The following is an 18,444-nucleotide window of genomic DNA, read 5'->3' as shown; positions in this document are numbered from 1 at the left end:
TCGACCGTACGTTGAGTCCCCACCTCTGACTGGCCTCAATGTCCTCCCCATGTGCTCCATTACATCCACCGAGCACGCCCCCTCAATATCAGCGCAAATAGCGCCCCCCCTGCTGGGATGCTAAATAACTGATCCCAATAGTGCTACACCTTCGCTGTGCCATAGCCATTCCCCGGGAAAGGAGACACGGTATCCATGAAGTGTTTCACTCGGGCCAGCAGGCTGGCCATTCCTCTGCATTGATGATTGCGCGTGATGGTTTCATGTAACTTGTGCCACAGCCGTTCTATGTGATTAACCCAAGGGCTGTAAACTGGCTGGAACACCAAGCAGAACTTGGGGTTCTGCTTCAACCATCGCTCGGTCTGTTGGCTTTTGTGAATGATGTAGTTATCGAGGATCAGCGTGATGGTTTTGGCTCGTCGGTAGTGGCGACGCAGCTTTTCCAGCATGGCGATAAACAGGGATGAGTTTTTCTTTATCCCACTGACGTAAAGCACTCTTCCGTTGCCTGCATGGAGAACGCCTGCCAGGTAATGTTTCGCGTTCTGTCCCGGTGTGACAACCCGCTTTTGCTGCGCTCTGAACATCCAGTCGGCCCCTAATTTGGGATTGAGGTCTATATCGACTTCATCCTCATAAAACACCGGATTATCGGCATCACAGCGGGCCAGCGCAGCGTCGATATCCGCCATTTTCTCCTGATAGGCCGGGTCTTTTATCCGCAAGGTCGGCACGGGCCTGCGCCAGACAATGCCCATACGAGGTAACCATCGGCGGAGCGTGGAGGCTGCCATATTGAGGCCTGTTAACCGATTGATTTTGATAGCCAATAGTTCGGTACACCAGCGGCTGCGCTGATAACCAAAATCTTGCGGAGAAAACTGCATGAGCAGCACCAGTAAGGTGACAATCTTGGCGACAGGTAAGACCGGGGCACGGCCAGCCGGTAAGGCTTCTAACGCACCCACACCTTCATCCCGATACCACCGAAGCCAACGGCCGATGGTCGAACGAGCAGCGCCGGTAAGGTGATGAACATCAGTGATCGTGCGTCCTTCATGTAACAGCAAGATGGCCATCAAGCGACGAGCATGTCCTTTATCACGGGTGGCATGGATGATTTTGTGAATGCGGCGCCGTTGTGGTCGTGGCAGGGGTGGTAGGATAGGCATCAACTCAGTCCTTTGGGTGTGGCTTGTTTTGTTTGGCGACTAATGAGATCGCACAAACTGGACTGAGTTCCCTTCCTCCAATGATCTACTATTCGGAACAGCTATTTAGAGACTTACAGTCAAACCAAGCTACAACGAGCAATGACTGTACTGCACAAAGGAGAGTAGTGACCCCATCAATCAAAAAGATAAGCAGGAAGCAGGAAGCAGGAAGCAGGAAGCAGGATAGATTAGCCGAGACAGACGGTTTGCCAAATATCACTTAACACAGCAATCCTGCGATATATCATGGCGCCAATAGCCGCAGCGACCACCAAAAAGAAAATGGCCGAGATATTATCTCGGCCATTCGTAGCTAGGTCAAAGACTCAAGCCAGGATATTACTCTTGTGCAACTTATTAGAAGTTGTACTGCATACCGAATTCAAACTGGTCGTCTTTTTCACCAGCATTTTCGATTGCATAGTTAGCGTAAGACTTCAGATTGCCAGTAAATGCATATTCAACACCGAGTACTACACGGTCAAAAATATCGGCATAACCAGCACTCTTACCAGTATAAGTTGCTTCGCTTTCAAGGAAGTTATAGCCAGCAAGCAACTTCCAAGCATCGATGGTATAAGAACCGGCGATTTCATAACCACGAGCTTTCATGCTTTCATCTGCATAAGACTCAATCTTGGACTGGTTATACATGGCACCAACGTAGAAGGCATCGTACGCATAAGATGCGCCCAGTGCCCAGTCTTCTTTAGATTTAGCGCGAACAATCTCATCACCAAGAGTAACAACGACACCGTCAGCAAGGCTTCCTGCGGTCACATCTTCAAACTTCTTGTCTTGGTAACTCGCACCAAAACCAAAGCCATTGGTGAAGTTATAACCAGCGCCGACCGCATAACCGTTTTTCAGGCCAGCGTCATTAGCATTGATCTGACCACCGTTTGTTCCAATACCAACTTGCTCATCAGATGAATAGGAGCTGTTGTGGCTGATGTAGGAAGCATTAAAGAAGGCGCCATCCCATGCACCACGATAAATCACTTGGCCTTCTTGACGACCGTCGTCCAAGTTGCCTACGTTGCCCAACTCTTCGAAGATATCGGCACGGTCACGAACACCCCATTTAGCAGCGGTATCAGTCTGACCAAACAGGAATTGACCGTACTGGGAACCATCAAAACCGGCAAAAATATGACGCGAAGCGAACTGTTTATCGTCAGCACCTGAGTTTTCGGATTCGACCTGCCACTCACCCATGGCCAGAGCAGACCATGTATTGTTCAGTGCGACCTTACCACTAAGACCCATACGAGCATAGGTATTAACCTCACCCTTTTGAGTTTGATCCTGCTGCTTTACAAAGCTATTTTTAACTGCATCAAATTCCGCTTTGTCTTCCTCACCTTGATAACGAGCATGTACACGACCGTTCACATCAAATTTGGTGCCATCTTTGTCATACACGGTAGCTGCGTTGGCTGCGGAAGCGAACAGAGCCGGAATAGCGATTGCCAGAATTGTCTTTTTCATAGTTTCCAATGCCTACTGTAAGTTAAACACTAAGTCGTTGTTATTCCCTGTGTTAGCGATGTTCTTTGCATCACTATGCCGCCGAGACTAGCACCGGATTTTTTGAACCGCAATGAAAAAAACTTGGAACTTTTTATGGAAATCATGGTCACCAAGATGAAACTGTGATCCAAATCTCACTTGGGACCCAATAAATGGGAAAACGTTTACAACCCATCCTGCTGATTATTTGGACTCAAATAGCTTGTTTTGCATGCAAATGGCGCTAACCGCCTGATAAACAACCAACGTGGTCTGATCAGCGTAAAACTGCCGTGATAATGGCTGTTGCCTCGACCTCACCAAGGGGTTGCGGGTATCCTTGTCCTTCAATTAACTCCCAAGCTGGCCTTATCTTTATGCTCTCTACTCGCCTCAAAGCCACCATTCGTCAAACCTATCGCCAGATTGCGGATGGATTACCCGGTTTTGTGCCGCGCAAAGAGCAGAACTTTCTGGTGGCCGAGATAGCCAAAACCCTGACCGGCGAGTACGACAAACAGCGCCGGATCCTGGTGGCCGAAGCGGGAACCGGTATCGGCAAATCTCTCTCCTATGCTCAGGGCGCCATCCCGGTGGCACGGCTCGCCCAGAAGAAGCTGGTGATCTCCACCGCCACCGTGGCCCTGCAGGAGCAACTGATCCACAAAGACCTCCCTTTTTACCACCGTCACAGCGAGCTGCCGTTTCGCTTTATGCTGGTCAAGGGACGCCAGCGTTACTGCTGCGAGCATCTGCTGGAGCAGGCTGCCAGTGGTGCCGAGATGGCCAACTTCGAGCTCGACTTTTTTCTGCAAAATACGGGTGCCCTCAGCAAACACAAACCATCGGAGAGCGACAAGGATCGTTACCAGGCGCTGTGGCAGGCCTACACCAATGGGAAATGGGACGGGGATCGGGACAACTGGCCGGAGCCGATCCCCGACCTCTGTTGGGATCGCATCGCTGCCGATCGCCACACCTGCAACAAGGCGCTGAACCATCATCAGCACTGCCCCTTTCATCGCGCCCGCAACGATATGGACAGTGCCGATGTGCTGGTCGTGAACCATGCCCTGCTGCTCTCCGATCTCACCATGGGGGGGGGCATCATCCTGCCGCCACCCGATGAGTGCATCTATGTACTGGATGAGGCCCATCATCTGCCCACCATCGCCCGGGATCACGGCGCCGCGTCGGCCAGCGTCAAAGGCTCGCGCCGCTGGCTGGAGAAGCTGGTACAAAGTGCAGGCAAGCTGGCGCGGACGCTTAATAAAGAGAGCCTGCTCGACCCCCAGCTCAAACTGCAGGATGCGCTGGCCTCCATCCAGCCGGATCTCAAGGCCGTTGAGCAGTGGCTCGGCGCCAATGATCGGCTGTTTGGCACTGAACCCCACTACCGCTTCGCCGAAGGGGTGTTGCCAGACCCCTTGCCCATGCTGGCAGAGAATCTCAAGGAGTCGAGCAAGAAGGCACTGCGGGCGCTGGATCGGATGCAGGGGGCCATAGGTGAAGCGCTGAAAGATGGCGAGATCCGCCGCAAGGAGGCTGAACCCCTGCTGGCAGAGAGCGGTTTTCATCTGCAGCGGCTGGAGAGTTTCTGCGCCCTGTGGGAGATGCTGGGGCGCCATGTGCCGACCGGTAAAACCCCGCTCGCCCGCTGGATGGCCAAGAGCGACGATGGCGATCTCTGGCTGCATGCCTCACCGATAGAGGTGGGTTATCTGCTGGAGGAGTGGCTCTGGTCGAAATGCCTGGGCGCCGTGCTGGTCTCGGCGACCCTCACCGCCCTCTCTTCCTTTAGTTATTTTCGCCATCAGGTAGGGCTCAAAGAGCACGACGGTACCCGCTATCTGCGCCTGCGCTCCCCCTTTGAATACCAGAAGGCCGAACTCTATCTGCCCAAGATGGAGCACGAACCCAACTCGCCAGCCTTTACCCAAGAGCTGATCAGCCTGCTGCCCCGCATTCTGGCAGGCAAGGAGGCAAGCCTGGTGCTCTTCTCCTCCTACCGGCAGATGAATGAAGTGGTGGCGGGACTGCGTGCCAAGGGACTCTCACTACTGGTGCAGGGGGAAGCATCCCGCAATGCGTTGCTTACCTTGCACAAGCAAAAATGCGATGGCGGTCAGCCCAGCATTCTATGTGGCACGGGCAGCTTCTCGGAGGGGCTGGATCTGCCGGGTCACTACCTCACCAATCTGGTGATCACAAAACTCCCCTTCGCGGTGCCCAACTCGCCGGTCGAGGAGGCCACCGCCGAGTGGGTCGAGCAGCGGGGTGGCAACCCCTTCCTGCAGCTGACGGTGCCGGAGGCATCGCGCAAACTCATTCAAGCCTGCGGCCGCCTCATTCGCAAAGAGGCCGATCGGGGGAGAGTCACCATCCTCGACCGCCGCCTGCTGACCAAACGCTATGGCAAGGGGCTGCTCGATGCCCTCCCCCCGTTCACACGGCGGATCGAGTAGGGTCGACACTGCCTTTATTGATATGGCTGCGGATAACAGCATGAACTGTGCACACCTGAAAGAGCCATTGCCGCAGTGAACCAAACCTGCAAAAATGAGCCCCTGTTTTCAGTGGGCAATACGCCTGACTGTTCAAGGAGATGAAATGAAACTGACTGTTCTGGTACCGGCACTGGCTGGTCTGTTGTGGGCCGGTAGCGCCCTTGCTGATGCCCAATTGGAAGTGACCAACCCCTATGTCGTCCAGCTGATCGATGGTCAAGCAATCAATCCCTCATTACTCGATAACACCAAAAAGTTTCCACTTAGCGTTGGTAAACATCAGCTCGTGGTTGCATTTGAAGGCAATTATTCTAATCGAGACGAAATCAAGCTGGTCACCGCCGAGCCGCTGGTGCTGAACTTCACCGCCACCGACAACCAACAACTGGTGCTGGACTACAAAAAGCCCCGCAACGAAGTAGAAGCCAAACAGTTCCTGAAGGTTCAGAAAGTCACGCTGAAAGACAAAGTCACTGGCCAGCAAGTGAGCAGCGAACAGTTCGTGATGCCGAAAGTAGAGGGCTTCCAGCTGACCCGTGACTATCAGCAAGAGCTGATCAACATGGGTAAAGCCTTCAACCAGCCCAAAGCGGTGGCCGTCTCTTCTGCTGCCGTGATGGCTGCCGCCAGCGCACCGGTTCAGGTTGCCCCCAGTAAGGCTCAAAGCAATCCGGAAGCCCTGACCCAGCTGCAAAACTGGTACAACAAGGCCGATGCGGAAACCCGCAAAGCCTTCCAGATCTGGGTTATCCAGCAGCAGTAATCCGGGACCTTCATCCTGACCCGTCGGGAATGACAAGGGGAGCTAGGCTCCCCTTTTTCATATCCAGGTTCATCTCTGCACCGATGGAACCAATCCCTGATGTCACTGCATATTTTCTATCACCCTCTCTACTCCTCCCTGACCCTGCCCGAGCGCCATCGCTTTCCGCTGGCCAAGTATCAGGGGCTGTTTGAGCAGTTGCAGGCGCAGGGTTACCCCCTTGGCGAAGCGCCCGCGGCCACCCTGGAGCAAATCTGTCGCATTCACGATGCCGATTATGTCGCGGCGGCCCTGAGCGGCCAGCTTGAAGCGCGCGCCATCCGCAAGCTCGGTTTTCCCTGGTCACCCATGCTGATGGAGCGCACCTTGCGCTCGATCGGTGCCACCATTGCCGCCAGCCGCTATGCACTTGAGCAGGGCTGCGGCCTGCAGATCTCCGGCGGCTACCACCACGCCCATCGGGATCACGGCAGCGGTTTTTGTCTGTTCAACGATCTGGTGATTGCCGCGCAGACTTGCCTCGACGAGGGGCGCTGTGAACAGGTGCTGATCGTCGATCTCGATGTGCATCAGGGAGATGGCAGTGCGGCCTTGTGCGCCGGACGGCGCGATATCATCACCCTATCCCTCCATGGTGAGCACAACTTCCCCCACCACAAAGCCACCTCTCACCTCGACTTTCCACTGCCAAGCGGCATGGCGGACGATGCCTATCTCACCACACTGCAACAGGCGCTCTCACTGGCACTGCGCCTCTATTCGCCGGATCTCATTCTCTATCAGGCGGGTGTGGATGTGCATCATGCCGACGAGCTTGGCTATCTCTCCCTGAGCGATGAAGGGGTTCGCCTGCGCGATGCCATGGTGTTTGACTGCGCAGTGCAGCACGGCGTGCCCATCGCTGCGGTGCCCGGTGGCGGCTATCGCCGCGACTGGCAGCAGCTGATCCCGCTTCATATGTCGCTATTTGAGACGGCTCGCCACCGTTTTGGCTGATGGCATGGCTTTATAGAGCGGACACGCCATCAGAAGTGGGCGGGCACTTCACCAGATAAAACAGAAGAGGCGACCCTGGGGTCGCCTCTTCGTGTTTCGTCATCCCGGTCTCACCGGCTCGCCGTTGTCAGGCAAGCTTGGGACGCCTGAGAATAACTATTTCTGACGCTTGCGGGCGTACTTGCGACGGGCGCGGGCCTGACGCTCCTCCTCTCGCTCGGCCTTCTCTTTGGCTTTTTGCTCTGCGTCTGCCGCAGCCTCGACGATCTCGACGCTCACCATCTCCGGCGTCTCCAGCGAGATGCGGCCAAGCAGGCCGGAGCGGAACTCGTTGATCAGGATCTCGGACGCCTTGTGCAGATCGGCCAGACCCCCTTTGCGCACGAAGGCGCGTTGGCGGGCAATCATCTCCAGCAGCTCGATCTCGGTCTCGGGCAGTTCAGCTATCTGGTAGCGTGCCTTGATCCGCTCCGGGTAGGCCTTGATGAAGTAATCGGCGGCGAACATGGCGATATCGGCATAGTCGAACACCGTGTCCTTGATGGCCGCGGTGATGGCCAGACGATAACCGCAGGAGGGCGGGTTGAGTTTGGGCCAGAGGAAACCCGGGGTATCGGTCAGGATGACGTTGTTCTCCAGCTTGATCCGCTGCTGGGACTTGGTCACCCCCGCCTCGTTGCCGGTACGGGCGATGATGCGCCCCGCCAGGGTATTGATCAGGGTGGATTTACCCACGTTGGGGATCCCCATGATCATCGCCCGCACGCCGCGCAGCTCAAAATTGCGCTCCGGCAGAATCTCGTGACAGAGGGTCAGCAGTTGCTTGATCTTCTCCGGCTCTTGTTGCGTCAACGGCAGCGCCTTGATCCCCTTCTCTTTTTCCATGTGCGCCACCCACAGATCGGTGATCGCCGGGTCGGCCAGGTCCGCCTTGTTCAGCACCTTGATCACCGGGGTATCACCACGCAGCTCGGGCACCAGCGGGTTTTCGCTGGAGAAGGGGATGCGGGCATCGAGCATCTCGATGATCACATCGACCTGGGGCATGACCTCGGCAATCTCTTTGCGGGCCTTGTGCATGTGACCGGGGAACCAGTTGATGGACATATCCGTTACTCTCTGTGGGGGCTGCGGGCGCGCGCATGGAACAACAGGCGCTCTGCCGCAGGCATCGAACGAAGGGGGCGCATTTTACCTGCTGCGGGCCCATTTTGACAGGTCATTCTAGCCATCACCTCATCAAATCAGCAAACAGTCGAGACGAAGCAATACAGCCGAAAAGGAGCAGACCAACCTGTCAATTGACAGATAACACATTGATATATTGTAACATTTTTATCCTCTTTTCACACAACCGTCACCGATAGTCAGTAAAAGTGTCATCTGCCCCCTCTAGGCTGCGCTCAGGTTTTACAAGGAGCGAACCCCAATGAGAAAAATGGCAGGACTTGCAGTGATGATCGGCGCCGCCCTGGCCGCCGGCTGCAAATCAGACAATGACACTGTGGCGACCAAGCCCGCCGCCCAGCCCACCAACGTCATCTTCTTCCTCGGTGACGGCATGGGCCTCAACACCCTGACGGCGGCCCGTATCTACGGTGTCGGCGAAGCGGGTGATCTCACCATCGATACCCTGCCAGAGACGGCCTTCATCAAGACCTTCTCCCACGATGCCCAGGTTACTGACTCGGCCCCCTCCATGGCGGCCTACATGACCGGGGTTAAGAGCAACAACGGCGTCATCAGCATGGACGGCGATGCCACCTATGAGAGCGACTGCAGCAAGAGTGCCGGCAAGCCGGTGACTACCCTGCTGGAGCTGGCCAAAGCCGATGGCCGCGGTACCGGTGTGGTGACCAGCACCCGGGTGACCCACGCCACCCCGGCGGCCACCTATGCCCATATCTGCAACCGGGATCTGGAGGCGGATATCGCCACCCAGCTGGTGCCGGGCGGCAAAGGCTACAACAGCGCCCTCAAGGAGGGGCTGGATGTGGTGCTCGGTGGCGGCAGCAGCTTCTTCCTACCCAAAGCCGACAAGGGCAAGCGGGAGGATGGCCGCAACCTCATCAGCGAAATGCAGGCCAAGGGCTATCAGTTTGCCAGCAACCTGGATGAGCTGAACAAGGCCGATGCGGGCAAGCCGCTGCTGGGTCTGTTTGGTTCCAGCCACATGAAATATGACCTGGACCGCCCTGCCAGCGAGCCGTCACTGGCCCAGATGACCCTGGCCGCCATCAAGCAGCTCAAGGGCAAGGAGAAGGGTTACTTCCTGATGGTGGAAGGGGGCCGCATCGATCACGCCCTGCACGACACTAACGCCAAGCGGGCGCTGCAGGACACCCTCGCCTTCGACAACGCCATCAAGGCAGCCATCGACGAGGTGAAAAAGAGCGACCCCGAGCTGAAAAACACCCTGATTGTGGTCACCGCCGACCATGACCATACCCTGGTGCTCAACGGTTACGCCAAGCGCACCGGCAAAACCACCGCCGACAACCCCGGCGTACTCGGGCTGGTGAAGAACTACGAGACGGGCGAACCGAGCAAGGATGGCGAGGGCATGCCCTACACCATCATCGGTTTTGGCAACGGCTACAACCGGGTGGATGGCCCGCGCAGCAGCGTCGCCCCGCTCGACGATGCCACCGTCTCTGCCAATGACTACCACCAGGAAGTGGTGGTCAAGGTGGGCGAGATCGGCAACGAGACCCACGGCGGCACCGATGTTTTCCTCGGCGCCATCGGCAAGGGGGCTGACAGCTTCCATGGCTCACTCGATAACACCGCCGTGTTCGGCAAGATCAAGGCTGCGGCCAAGCTGTAAGGAGCACTTTCATGAGCAAACAGATGAACACATCCAACAAGCACACGCTGGTCTGCGCCGCCCTGTTAAGTGCGCTGGGCGCAACCTCCCAGGCACAGGCCGGTGATGCCAAAAACGTCATCCTCTTTATCGGTGATGGCATGGGTCCCACCGTGCTCACCGCCACCCGCCTGTTCAAGGTGGGGGAAGAGGGCAATCTGGATATGATGAAACTGCCTCGCACGGCTCGCATCAAGACCTTCTCCCACGATGCCCAGACCACCGACTCGGCCCCCTCCATGGCGGCCTACACCACCGGGGTCAAGATGAACAACGAGGTGATCGCCATGAGCAGCGACACCAAAGCCATCGCCCCCGGCAAAGATGTCAATGGCAACAAAACCGTCAACAACTGCAGCAGCGATAACGGCAAGCCGGTGCCCACCATCCTGGAACTGGCCAAGGCGGCAGGCAAATCGGTCGGGGCCGTCACCACCACCGAGCTGACCCACGCTACTCCGGCGGCCACCTACTCCCATATCTGCCATCGGGATGCCGCCTATGACATCGCCGCACAGGCCGTTCCGGGAGGCGCTGGCTTTAACAGTGCCCTCAAGGATGGGGTCGATGTGCTGATGGGCGGCGGTGCCAACCACTGGACCCCCTACAGCGCCAGCAACAAGGGCGGTCGCAATGACAACCGCGACCTGACCGCCGAGATGACCGCGCAGGGGTACAGCTATGTCACCACCCAAAGCGATCTCGCCAAAGTCACCAGCGGCAAGGTGCTCGGTCTGTTCAGCAGCAAATCCCACCTCGACTACGAGCTGGATCGCGTCGCCAAGGGGGCGGCTAACACCCAGCCGTCGCTCTCCGAGATGACCGCCAAGGCGATCGATCTCTTGAGCCAGAACAGTCAGGGTTACTTCCTGATGGTCGAGGGGGGACGTATCGATCACGCCCTGCATGGCACCAACGCCAAGCGAGCCCTCACCGATGCGGTGGCACTGGACGAGGCGGTCAAGACGGCCCTCGGTAAAGTGGACCTCAACAATACCCTGATCGTGGTCACTGCCGACCATGACCACACCATGACCATCAACGGCTACGCCGCCAAGGGTAATCCGGTGCTGGATCTGGTGAAAAATGGCGACGGCTCGACCCAGAACGATGTGGATGGCAAGCCCTTCACCACCCTGGTGTTCGGTAACGGCCCCAACCGTGCGGACGTGCGCCCCGTCCTCACCAGCGATCAGGTGATGGCCAATGACTATCTGCAGGAGACCGGCGTCAAGCTGGCGTCGGAAACCCACGGTGGCGGCGATGTGATGCTGTTTGCCGATGGCGCCGGCAGCAACCGCTTCAAGGGCACGCTGGATAACACCAAGGTGTTTGGCAAACTGCGGGAGGCGCTCGGCCTGTAAGCAGCGGGGGCCCGGGAGCAGCTGAGCAATCGGTTCAGCGCCCCGGGTCCCGGCTCTTTCGAGCGACAGATGATGATGCGATTATTGCTTCTATGGCTGCTTGGCAGCGCCCTCGCCTTCCCGCTTCATGCCGACGACACGCCCCCGGATCTCGCCGCCCGGATCAGCTATCACGACCGGGTCACCGGCAGCGATGGCATCGCCAGAGAGAGCGTCTGGCAGGAGAAGTGGCTGCGTGTAGGCAATCAGGTGTGGAGCCAGCGGCTCATTCCCCTGCCCCTTGCGCGCGCCTATCACGCCACTCACGACGCCACGCCCGGCCACAAGCACTTTACCCACCAGATGGCGGCCCGCTGGGTCAGCCGCAGTGATGAGGGTGAACTTCAGTTGCGTTATGCCGACAGTTGGCACAACCAGCTGGTAGAGGTGCCAATGGAAGAGTATGGCCAGGTGGCCTTCAAGCCCGACTGGCCGCGGATCCGCCATCTCGTCAACCCGGCGCTGATCGAGGGGATGACCCCACTGGATGAGGCCGCCCCCGAGCAGGCCCGCTGGTATCAAAAACGCGAAGGGCAACAACGAACCCGCATTCTCTGGTCGCATCAGTGGCAGATCCCGCTGGTGGTCGAGTCGGCCAGTCTCGACGGCTATCGCAGCTACCGGATGGAGGTGACCCTGCGCAAGCTGCCCGCTCAGCTCCCCTGGCTGCAACTCGCTGATTACGAAGTGCGCGATCTGCGGGATTTCTTCGACTGAGATCCCAACCCTTCAGCGGGTGGAAAGACAACGCAGGCAGGAATGTTACACTCTGACCATTCGACTCTGGCTCACGATCTTGATGCGCGCTCTCTGCCTGCCCTTTTTTGCCCTGCTGTTATTGCTGGTACACACCAGCGCCCAGGCTATTGTGCTGGTGGCGGCCGAGCTGCCCCCCTATGTCATTCGCTCCTCTCACGGCAAACCAAGCGGGGTCGCCATCGAGATCATGGAAGAGGCCGCCCGGCGCCTCAATGAACCGCTAACCATCGAGTTGATGCCGCTGGCCCGAGCGCTCACCCAAACCGCGCATCGCAAGGATGTCTTGCTGATCCCGCCGGTGCGCAGCTCTCAACGGGAACACCTCTACTACTGGGTGACACCTATCCTCGATGAAGAGTTCGTCATCGTCAGTGATCGCAACGCCCATCCCACTCCGCTCACGTTAAAAGATCTTCCTTCGCTCAAGGTGGGCACCTTGCGTCACTCCTTCGGCCAGTACCTGCTCCAGCAGCGGCTAAATCTCGCCAGCCAAACCGTTGCCACCGAAGACCTCAATGCCCTCAAACTGCAACGAGGACGCATCGATGCCTGGACCGCAGCCTGGAACGTCATTCTCTACAACCAGCAGACAGGCGGATTTTCCATCGATGAGATAGTAAAAGGCGAATCCTTGATGCGGACCCAGTTATTTATCGCGGCCAGCAAGGATTTCCCCTTCACCGAAGGTCGTCGCTGGCAAGCCGTGATCGACGAGATGCGCCATGATGGCACCCTGGCGCGGATCATCCGTCAGTACCACTATCAGGCTCCTGAGTAGTCACTCAGTCACGGTTGCCAAGGCCAGCCAGAATGGTTATGGTAGCCCCATGAAAATACTCGTTATTTCCTCGCATTTGCTCACACCCTGCTGAGCCCCCGCCTCGCTCCTTCGGCCGCGAGTCGTTTGGGGGCATGGCATTTTCACTGTTTTTAATCTGTGTAAACCATTGTGTGACATCCAGCGTACTGGCCAGCCTTCCCTTGTCGGCCTGGCCTCTCTGCTATTGATAAGGAATATCCTATGAAACAACCTCATCTCGTTATCTCCAGCCTTGATCTGGACCGTATCGAACAACTGCTCGGCAACCACCCGCAGCATCTGGCCCTGCAAGAGGAGCTGGATCGCGCCGAGATCCGCGAACCGGCCGACATGCCGCCGGACGTGGTCACCATGAACAGCAAGGTGCGCTTCAAGATGCAGAGCAGCGGCAACGAGTTCTGCCTCACCCTGGTCTACCCGCGCGATGCCAAGGGTGACGAGAGCAACATCTCGGTACTGGCGCCGGTGGGCAGTGCCCTGCTCGGCCTGAAAGTGGGCGACAGCATCGCCTGGCCGGGTCCCGCCGGTCGCACCATCGAGGTAGAAATTCTGGAAGTGGTCTATCAGCCGGAGCGCGCCGGCGAGCTGCACCGCTGACTCCGGTTGCGGGCAGGCCAGCCCGCACAGCCTGATCCCGATCAAGCTTCCCTTGCTTATCGGGCCGATTTTTCCCCTATCGTCCTCCGCCCCTTGAGCCTGACTCAGGGGGCAGGTATCTTGTTGGCCGCGTCATGGTCATGACGCACCGAATTTCAGGCTGACATCATGATAAAAATTGCCCTCATCGACGATCACCAGATCGTCCGATCCGGTTTTGCCCAACTGCTCAATCTGGAGCCCGACCTGCAGGTGGTCGCCGAATTCGGCTCCGCCAGCGACGCCCTTGCCGGCCTGCCCGGCAGCGGGGCGCGAGTCTGCGTCTGCGACATCTCGATGCCCGACCAATCGGGGCTGGATCTGCTCAAGCAGCTCCCCTCCGGTCTCGCGGTGGTGATGCTCTCGGTACACGACAGCCCCGCCCTCATCGAGCAGGCACTGCAGACCGGTGCCAAAGGATTTCTCTCCAAGCGCTGCAGTCCGGACGAGCTGATCGCCGCGGTGCGCACCGCCGCCCAGGGGGGGTGTTATCTGACGCCGGACATCGCCCAGAAACTGGCCAGCAGCAGCCGGGATCCCCTCACCAATCGGGAGCGGGAGATTGCCCAATTGCTGGCACAGGGGCTGGAGGTGAAGGCCATCGCCGAGCAGCTCGGCCTCTCCCCCAAAACCGTCCACGTCCATCGCGCCAACCTGATGGACAAGCTCAAGGTCAGCAACAACGTCGAGCTGGCCCACCGCATGCTGGATAGCTGGTGATCTCCCGTTTTGCCAGCTATGTCGCCATCGCGCTGGCGGCCTGCTTCATTTTTGCCGCCGGCTGGTTTTGCCTCTGGAGCATCAGCCTGCATCTGGCGGGTGGCCCGGCGCTGGCGGTGCTGCTATTCCCCTTCGGCCTTCGCCTCGGGTTGTTGTTGCAAAGTCCCGGCCACTACTGGCCGCCGCTGTTGCTGTGCGAAGGGCTGCTGCTCTACTGGCTCAATCTGGAGGTAGGGCTCCCCCACTGGCCGTGGCTGGTCGCGGGCAGTCTGCTGACCCTGCTACCGCTGCTGATTGCCCGTCGCCAACAGGTGCGCAACGACTGGCAGCAACTGTTGCTGCTGCTCGCCACCGTCACGGCGGCGGCGCTGCTGCAAGCCCTGCTCTGGCATCTGGCCGGGGAAGATGGCCTCTCGGCCCTGCTGCTCAGCCTGACCGGCGGGCTGACCCTCACCTCCACCTGCATGCTGATCTGGCACTACCTCACCCGCGCCACCTGGGTGCCGCTGGGGCCTGCGCTGGTGGATCAGCCGGTGGAGTGGCGCTTTCGCCATCTGGTCTGGTATCTGCTGCTGTTCATATTGAGCCTCTGGCTGCAACTGGGATTGCCCAACTCGCTGGTGCGCTTCACCCCGTTTTGTCTGGCCATCCCCATCATCGCCATGGCGTGGCGCTACGGCTGGCAGGGGGCGCTGCTCGCCACCCTGATGAACACCATCGCCCTGCTGGCCAGTCAGGCCTGGCACGATCACCCCCTCGACTTGCTGCTCTCATTGCTGGCCCAGAGCCTCACCGGCCTGCTGCTCGGCGCCGGGATCCAGCGCCAGCGCGAACTCAATCAGGCGCTGACCCGCCAGCTCGCCCATAATCGCCAGCTCACCGAGCGGCTGCTGGAGACCGAGGAGAGTATCCGCAAGGAGGTGGCGCGCGAGCTGCACGACGACATCGGCCAGACCATCACAGCCATTCGTACCCAGGCTGGCATAGTGCGCCGCCTCGCCCCCGACAACGCCGGGGTGGGCCAGAGCAGCGCCCTCATCGACACGCTGTCGCTCGGGATCTATGACGCGGTACGCGGTCTGCTCGGGCGGCTGCGCCCGCGTCAGCTCGACGACATGACTCTGGAGCAGGCGGTACGCAGTCTGTTGCGGGAGCTGGAGCTGGAGCGTCACGGCATCGTCACCCGGCTGGAGTGGCAGCTGGCGGATGGGGATCTCTCCGATGCCCAGCGGGTCACCCTGTTTCGGGTCTGTCAGGAGGGGCTCAACAACGTGGTCAAACATGCCAATGCCCACTCGGTCACCATTCGCGCCCGGGCCAGCGGCGAGCAGCTGCAACTGGTGCTGGAAGATGATGGCCGCGGCCTGCCACAGAGTCGGCCGCAACAGGGCTATGGCCTGCTCGGCATTCGCGAGCGGGTACAGGCGCTCGGGGGCAGCATGCAACTCTCCTGCATCCACGGCACCCAGCTGACGGTCAACCTGCCCAGTCGCAGACGGGAAGAGAGTCATGGCTAATCACCACCGGAGGGCCAGCCTGTGCTGAGTTTTATGAGAAGCGCGCCGCCCCAGCCGCTCATTCGTGAGCAGGCCGAGATTGATGCCACTTATCGCCACTGGCGACTGCATCTGCTGCTGACCATGTATCTGGGCTATGCGGTCTTCTACTTCACCCGCAAGAGCTTCAACTTCGCCATGCCGGACATGCTGGCGAGCGGGATGCTGGACAAGTCCGACATCGGCATGCTCTGGACCCTGTTCTACATCACCTACGGCTGCTCCAAGTTCTTCTCCGGCATCATCAGCGACCGCGCCAACCCGCGCTACTTCATGGGGATTGGCTTGATGGCCACCGGGGTCATCAATATCCTGTTCGGCCTCTCGTCGGCACTCTGGATGTTTGCCGCCCTCTGGGTCGCCAACGCCTTCTTTCAGGGCTGGGGCTGGCCCCCCTGCTCCAAGCTGCTCACCAGCTGGTATTCGCGCACCGAGCGCGGAGTCTGGTGGTCGGCCTGGAACACCGCCCACAACGTCGGCGGGGCGCTCATCCCCCTTATCGTCAGCACCATTGCCCTGCAACATGGCTGGCGCTACGGCATGATAGTGCCCGGCCTTATCGCCATCGTGGCGGGGTTGTTCCTCTGCTGGCGGCTGCGGGATACCCCGAGCGCCATGGGGCTGCCGACTGTGGGCGAGTGGCGCAAGGACGCCATGGAGCTGGCCCAGCAGACCCAGGATGCGGGGCTCTCCCACCGCCAGATCCTGCGCAAATATGTGCTGGGCAACCCCTATATCTGGCTGCTGGCCTGCTGTTATGTGCTGGTCTATGTGGTGCGCACCGCCATCAACGACTGGGGCAACCTCTATATGACCGAGCAGCGTGGCTTCAATCTGATGAGCGCCAACTCGGCTATTTCGATGTTCGAGGTGGGGGGCTTTATCGGCGCCCTGGTGGCGGGCTGGGGATCGGACAAGCTGTTCAACGGCAACCGTGGCCCGATGAACCTGATCTTTGCGGTGGGGATCCTGCTGGCGGTGGGATCGCTCTGGCTGATGCCCTTCTTCAGCTATGTGATGCAGGCGGCCTGCTTCTTTACCATCGGTTTCTTCGTGTTTGGCCCGCAGATGCTGATCGGCATGGCAGCGGCGGAGTGCTCCCATAAAAATTCGGCGGGGGCGGCCACCGGCTTTGTCGGTCTCTTTGCCTACATGGGGGCGGCGCTGTCGGGCTATCCGCTGGCCAAGGTGATGGAGATCTGGCACTGGAACGGCTTCTTCGTGGTGATCTCGGTGGCGGCCGGCGTCTCGGCCCTGCTGCTGCTCCCCTTCCTCAAGGCGCAGGCCCCCAGAACGGCTCAAGCAGCGTCAGAGTAACGGCTGGCATCTGGCAAGCCAGATCCGGCAAGCGGAAGTAGGCAGGGCGCGGATCACCGCGCCCTGCCTTTATCCCTGAATCTATTCCTGCCTCAGGCCGCCTGACAGACCCTATTCTTCCCTTCCCGCTTGGCCCGATAGAGGGCGTCATCGGCGCGCCGGAACAGGTGGTCGAAATGCCACTCTCCCTGCCAGTGGGCGACCCCCATGCTGACGGTAATATGGATCCCCTCTACCTCGCTGGCCGCAAGCTGAACCAGCAGTGACTGGCAACGGGCGATCGCCTCCTCTGCGGTGGCATGGCGAAACAACAGCACAAACTCCTCGCCCCCAAAGCGACCGGCCAACACCCCCTCCAGCTCGCGCAGCGCCAGCCCGACCCGCTCCAGCACCCGATCGCCCACCTCATGACCATGCCGATCGTTGACCTGCTTGAAATCATCCAGATCGAGCACCACCAACGCCCCCTGTTGTGCCGGCCGTCCCCGGGCCAGACGTTCCATAAAACCGCGACGATTGAACAACCCGGTCAGCGGGTCATGACTGGCCTGATAGCGCAGCTCCAGCGCCCGGTGCTGGTTGCAGAGCAGCAGCACCCCGAAGGTAAGCATGGAGCTGCCCACCAGCATGGATACATAGGGCAACACATTGAACAGCTGGCGCTGGAACGGGCTTTCAATCACCTCGCCCCAGACGGCACATATCCGCATCAGGGTCATGGCAATCAGCACCAGATTGAGGCCAATCAGCACCCAGACCGCCACCTGATAATCAGGGCGGCCGTGGCGCCAGAGCTGCCAGATGATCAGCGTACTGAGCACGAGGAAGGTGGCGCTGCTGATCATCACCCGCACCGCAATCCGGCCATCGATGGCGACCGACCAGGTCATGATGGCGGCAAACAGCAGGATGAACCCCCAGCAAGCGCGCCAGCCGGGCGGTTGACGGAAGAAACAGCGCTGGGCGACCAGCAGCAACAACACATGAAAAATCAGGAATACATTGCCAACCCAGGAGCCATAAGGCGTGGGGGTCAGCAGCAGACTGGCGAATCCCGCCTGACCCAGCATGGCAAACAGGCTGGACCACCACCAGACCCCGACGCCGGGAATATCGTGGTGAGTCACGCGAATGATGGTGAGCGTGAGGAAACCGAGACAATAGCCACACAAGGCCATGATCATCAAGGTAAAAATATCCAGCTTGAGCAGTAGTGAGGCGTCCATACCAAAGCCATACAGAGAGGGTAACTGAGTATATGAGAAGCGTTTGCCTAGACCCAGAGGGACCTGACTGTTTTCACAATAAAAACATCCTGTTCGCCGGTTTTTCGCGCTGCTGGATCACTATCGCCATTCCGTCACCACAGGCT

Annotated in this window: 15 protein-coding genes; 11 read left to right on the top strand and 4 right to left on the bottom strand. The window is 59.0% G+C overall.

Features of this window, described 5'->3' with window-relative positions:
• Window positions 1–143: 143 nt before the first annotated feature.
• Together OKC27_RS10360 and OKC27_RS10355 are read right to left on the bottom strand one after the other, a co-directional pair.
• A complete protein-coding gene (locus OKC27_RS10360; RefSeq protein ID WP_270806218.1) occupies window positions 144–1,175 on the bottom strand; it encodes an IS630 family transposase in 1,032 nt (343 codons plus the stop codon).
• Window positions 1,176–1,574: 399 nt separating this feature from the next.
• On the bottom strand, window positions 1,575–2,708 hold the full coding sequence (locus OKC27_RS10355; protein WP_270806217.1) for a porin: 1,134 nt from the start codon (window positions 2,706–2,708) through the stop codon (window positions 1,575–1,577).
• Window positions 2,709–3,106: 398 nt separating this feature from the next.
• Between OKC27_RS10355 and dinG the strand changes: the two genes are divergently transcribed.
• The 3 genes from dinG to OKC27_RS10340 all read left to right on the top strand — a co-directional run bounded on the left by dinG (window position 3,107) and on the right by OKC27_RS10340 (window position 6,995).
• Window positions 3,107–5,194, top strand: a complete 2,088-nt coding sequence (gene dinG, locus OKC27_RS10350) for an ATP-dependent DNA helicase DinG (RefSeq protein WP_270806216.1) — start codon at window positions 3,107–3,109, stop codon at window positions 5,192–5,194.
• Between the two features lie 145 nt (window positions 5,195–5,339).
• On the top strand, window positions 5,340–5,999 hold the full coding sequence (locus OKC27_RS10345; protein ID WP_270806215.1) for a YccT family protein: 660 nt from the start codon (window positions 5,340–5,342) through the stop codon (window positions 5,997–5,999).
• A 99-nt stretch (window positions 6,000–6,098) separates the two neighbouring features.
• The gene (locus tag OKC27_RS10340; RefSeq protein ID WP_270806214.1) at window positions 6,099–6,995 is read left to right on the top strand and encodes a histone deacetylase family protein; all 897 of its coding nucleotides are present in this window, start codon (window positions 6,099–6,101) and stop codon (window positions 6,993–6,995) included.
• Between the two features lie 156 nt (window positions 6,996–7,151).
• Here OKC27_RS10340 and ylqF read toward each other — a convergent pair whose 3' ends face one another.
• Window positions 7,152–8,102 carry a ribosome biogenesis GTPase YlqF gene (gene ylqF, locus OKC27_RS10335; protein WP_270806213.1) on the bottom strand — a complete coding sequence of 317 codons (951 nt, stop codon included), beginning with the start codon at window positions 8,100–8,102 and terminating at the stop codon, window positions 7,152–7,154.
• 322 nt (window positions 8,103–8,424) lie between these two features.
• Between ylqF and OKC27_RS10330 the strand changes: the two genes are divergently transcribed.
• The 8 genes from OKC27_RS10330 to OKC27_RS10295 all read left to right on the top strand — a co-directional run bounded on the left by OKC27_RS10330 (window position 8,425) and on the right by OKC27_RS10295 (window position 17,072).
• On the top strand, window positions 8,425–9,822 hold the full coding sequence (locus OKC27_RS10330) for an alkaline phosphatase (protein WP_182939338.1): 1,398 nt from the start codon (window positions 8,425–8,427) through the stop codon (window positions 9,820–9,822).
• An 11-nt stretch (window positions 9,823–9,833) separates the two neighbouring features.
• Entirely contained in the window at window positions 9,834–11,225 is a 1,392-nt protein-coding gene (locus tag OKC27_RS10325) for an alkaline phosphatase (RefSeq protein ID WP_270806212.1), read from the top strand.
• A gap of 72 nt (window positions 11,226–11,297) precedes the next feature.
• Window positions 11,298–11,981 (top strand): hypothetical protein, encoded by a 684-nt coding sequence (locus OKC27_RS10320; RefSeq protein WP_270806232.1) that lies wholly within the window; start codon window positions 11,298–11,300, stop codon window positions 11,979–11,981.
• 82 nt (window positions 11,982–12,063) lie between these two features.
• A complete protein-coding gene (locus OKC27_RS10315; protein ID WP_270806211.1) occupies window positions 12,064–12,801 on the top strand; it encodes a substrate-binding periplasmic protein in 738 nt (245 codons plus the stop codon).
• A gap of 243 nt (window positions 12,802–13,044) precedes the next feature.
• The gene (gene rnk / locus OKC27_RS10310) at window positions 13,045–13,440 is read left to right on the top strand and encodes a nucleoside diphosphate kinase regulator (RefSeq protein ID WP_005334070.1); all 396 of its coding nucleotides are present in this window, start codon (window positions 13,045–13,047) and stop codon (window positions 13,438–13,440) included.
• A 168-nt stretch (window positions 13,441–13,608) separates the two neighbouring features.
• On the top strand, window positions 13,609–14,199 hold the full coding sequence (uhpA, locus tag OKC27_RS10305; protein WP_005334071.1) for a transcriptional regulator UhpA: 591 nt from the start codon (window positions 13,609–13,611) through the stop codon (window positions 14,197–14,199).
• A complete protein-coding gene (gene uhpB / locus OKC27_RS10300; protein WP_182939335.1) occupies window positions 14,196–15,716 on the top strand; it encodes a signal transduction histidine-protein kinase/phosphatase UhpB in 1,521 nt (506 codons plus the stop codon). Before uhpA ends, uhpB begins: the two co-directional genes overlap by 4 nt.
• A 21-nt stretch (window positions 15,717–15,737) precedes the next feature.
• Window positions 15,738–17,072 carry an MFS transporter gene (locus tag OKC27_RS10295; protein ID WP_182939334.1) on the top strand — a complete coding sequence of 445 codons (1,335 nt, stop codon included), beginning with the start codon at window positions 15,738–15,740 and terminating at the stop codon, window positions 17,070–17,072.
• Between the two features lie 92 nt (window positions 17,073–17,164).
• Here OKC27_RS10295 and OKC27_RS10290 read toward each other — a convergent pair whose 3' ends face one another.
• Window positions 17,165–18,298 (bottom strand): GGDEF domain-containing protein, encoded by a 1,134-nt coding sequence (locus OKC27_RS10290; RefSeq protein ID WP_182932554.1) that lies wholly within the window; start codon window positions 18,296–18,298, stop codon window positions 17,165–17,167.
• Between the last annotated feature and the right edge of the window lie 146 nt (window positions 18,299–18,444).

This window comes from Aeromonas sp. QDB62 (assembly GCF_027705695.1).
GTDB classification, from domain to species: Bacteria; Pseudomonadota; Gammaproteobacteria; order Enterobacterales; family Aeromonadaceae; genus Aeromonas; species Aeromonas allosaccharophila.
This window is presented reverse-complemented; position numbering and strand designations above follow the sequence as displayed.

Coding starts and splice junctions, on each gene's coding strand:
- OKC27_RS10360 (WP_270806218.1), bottom strand. CDS start 1,175: ATGCCTATCCTACCACCCCTGCCACGACCACAACGGCGCCGCATTCAC.
- OKC27_RS10355 (WP_270806217.1), bottom strand. CDS start 2,708: ATGAAAAAGACAATTCTGGCAATCGCTATTCCGGCTCTGTTCGCTTCC.
- dinG (WP_270806216.1), top strand. CDS start 3,107: ATGCTCTCTACTCGCCTCAAAGCCACCATTCGTCAAACCTATCGCCAG.
- OKC27_RS10345 (WP_270806215.1), top strand. CDS start 5,340: ATGAAACTGACTGTTCTGGTACCGGCACTGGCTGGTCTGTTGTGGGCC.
- OKC27_RS10340 (WP_270806214.1), top strand. CDS start 6,099: ATGTCACTGCATATTTTCTATCACCCTCTCTACTCCTCCCTGACCCTG.
- ylqF (WP_270806213.1), bottom strand. CDS start 8,102: ATGTCCATCAACTGGTTCCCCGGTCACATGCACAAGGCCCGCAAAGAG.
- OKC27_RS10330 (WP_182939338.1), top strand. CDS start 8,425: ATGAGAAAAATGGCAGGACTTGCAGTGATGATCGGCGCCGCCCTGGCC.
- OKC27_RS10325 (WP_270806212.1), top strand. CDS start 9,834: ATGAGCAAACAGATGAACACATCCAACAAGCACACGCTGGTCTGCGCC.
- OKC27_RS10320 (WP_270806232.1), top strand. CDS start 11,298: ATGATGCGATTATTGCTTCTATGGCTGCTTGGCAGCGCCCTCGCCTTC.
- OKC27_RS10315 (WP_270806211.1), top strand. CDS start 12,064: ATGCGCGCTCTCTGCCTGCCCTTTTTTGCCCTGCTGTTATTGCTGGTA.
- rnk (WP_005334070.1), top strand. CDS start 13,045: ATGAAACAACCTCATCTCGTTATCTCCAGCCTTGATCTGGACCGTATC.
- uhpA (WP_005334071.1), top strand. CDS start 13,609: ATGATAAAAATTGCCCTCATCGACGATCACCAGATCGTCCGATCCGGT.
- OKC27_RS10290 (WP_182932554.1), bottom strand. CDS start 18,298: ATGGACGCCTCACTACTGCTCAAGCTGGATATTTTTACCTTGATGATC.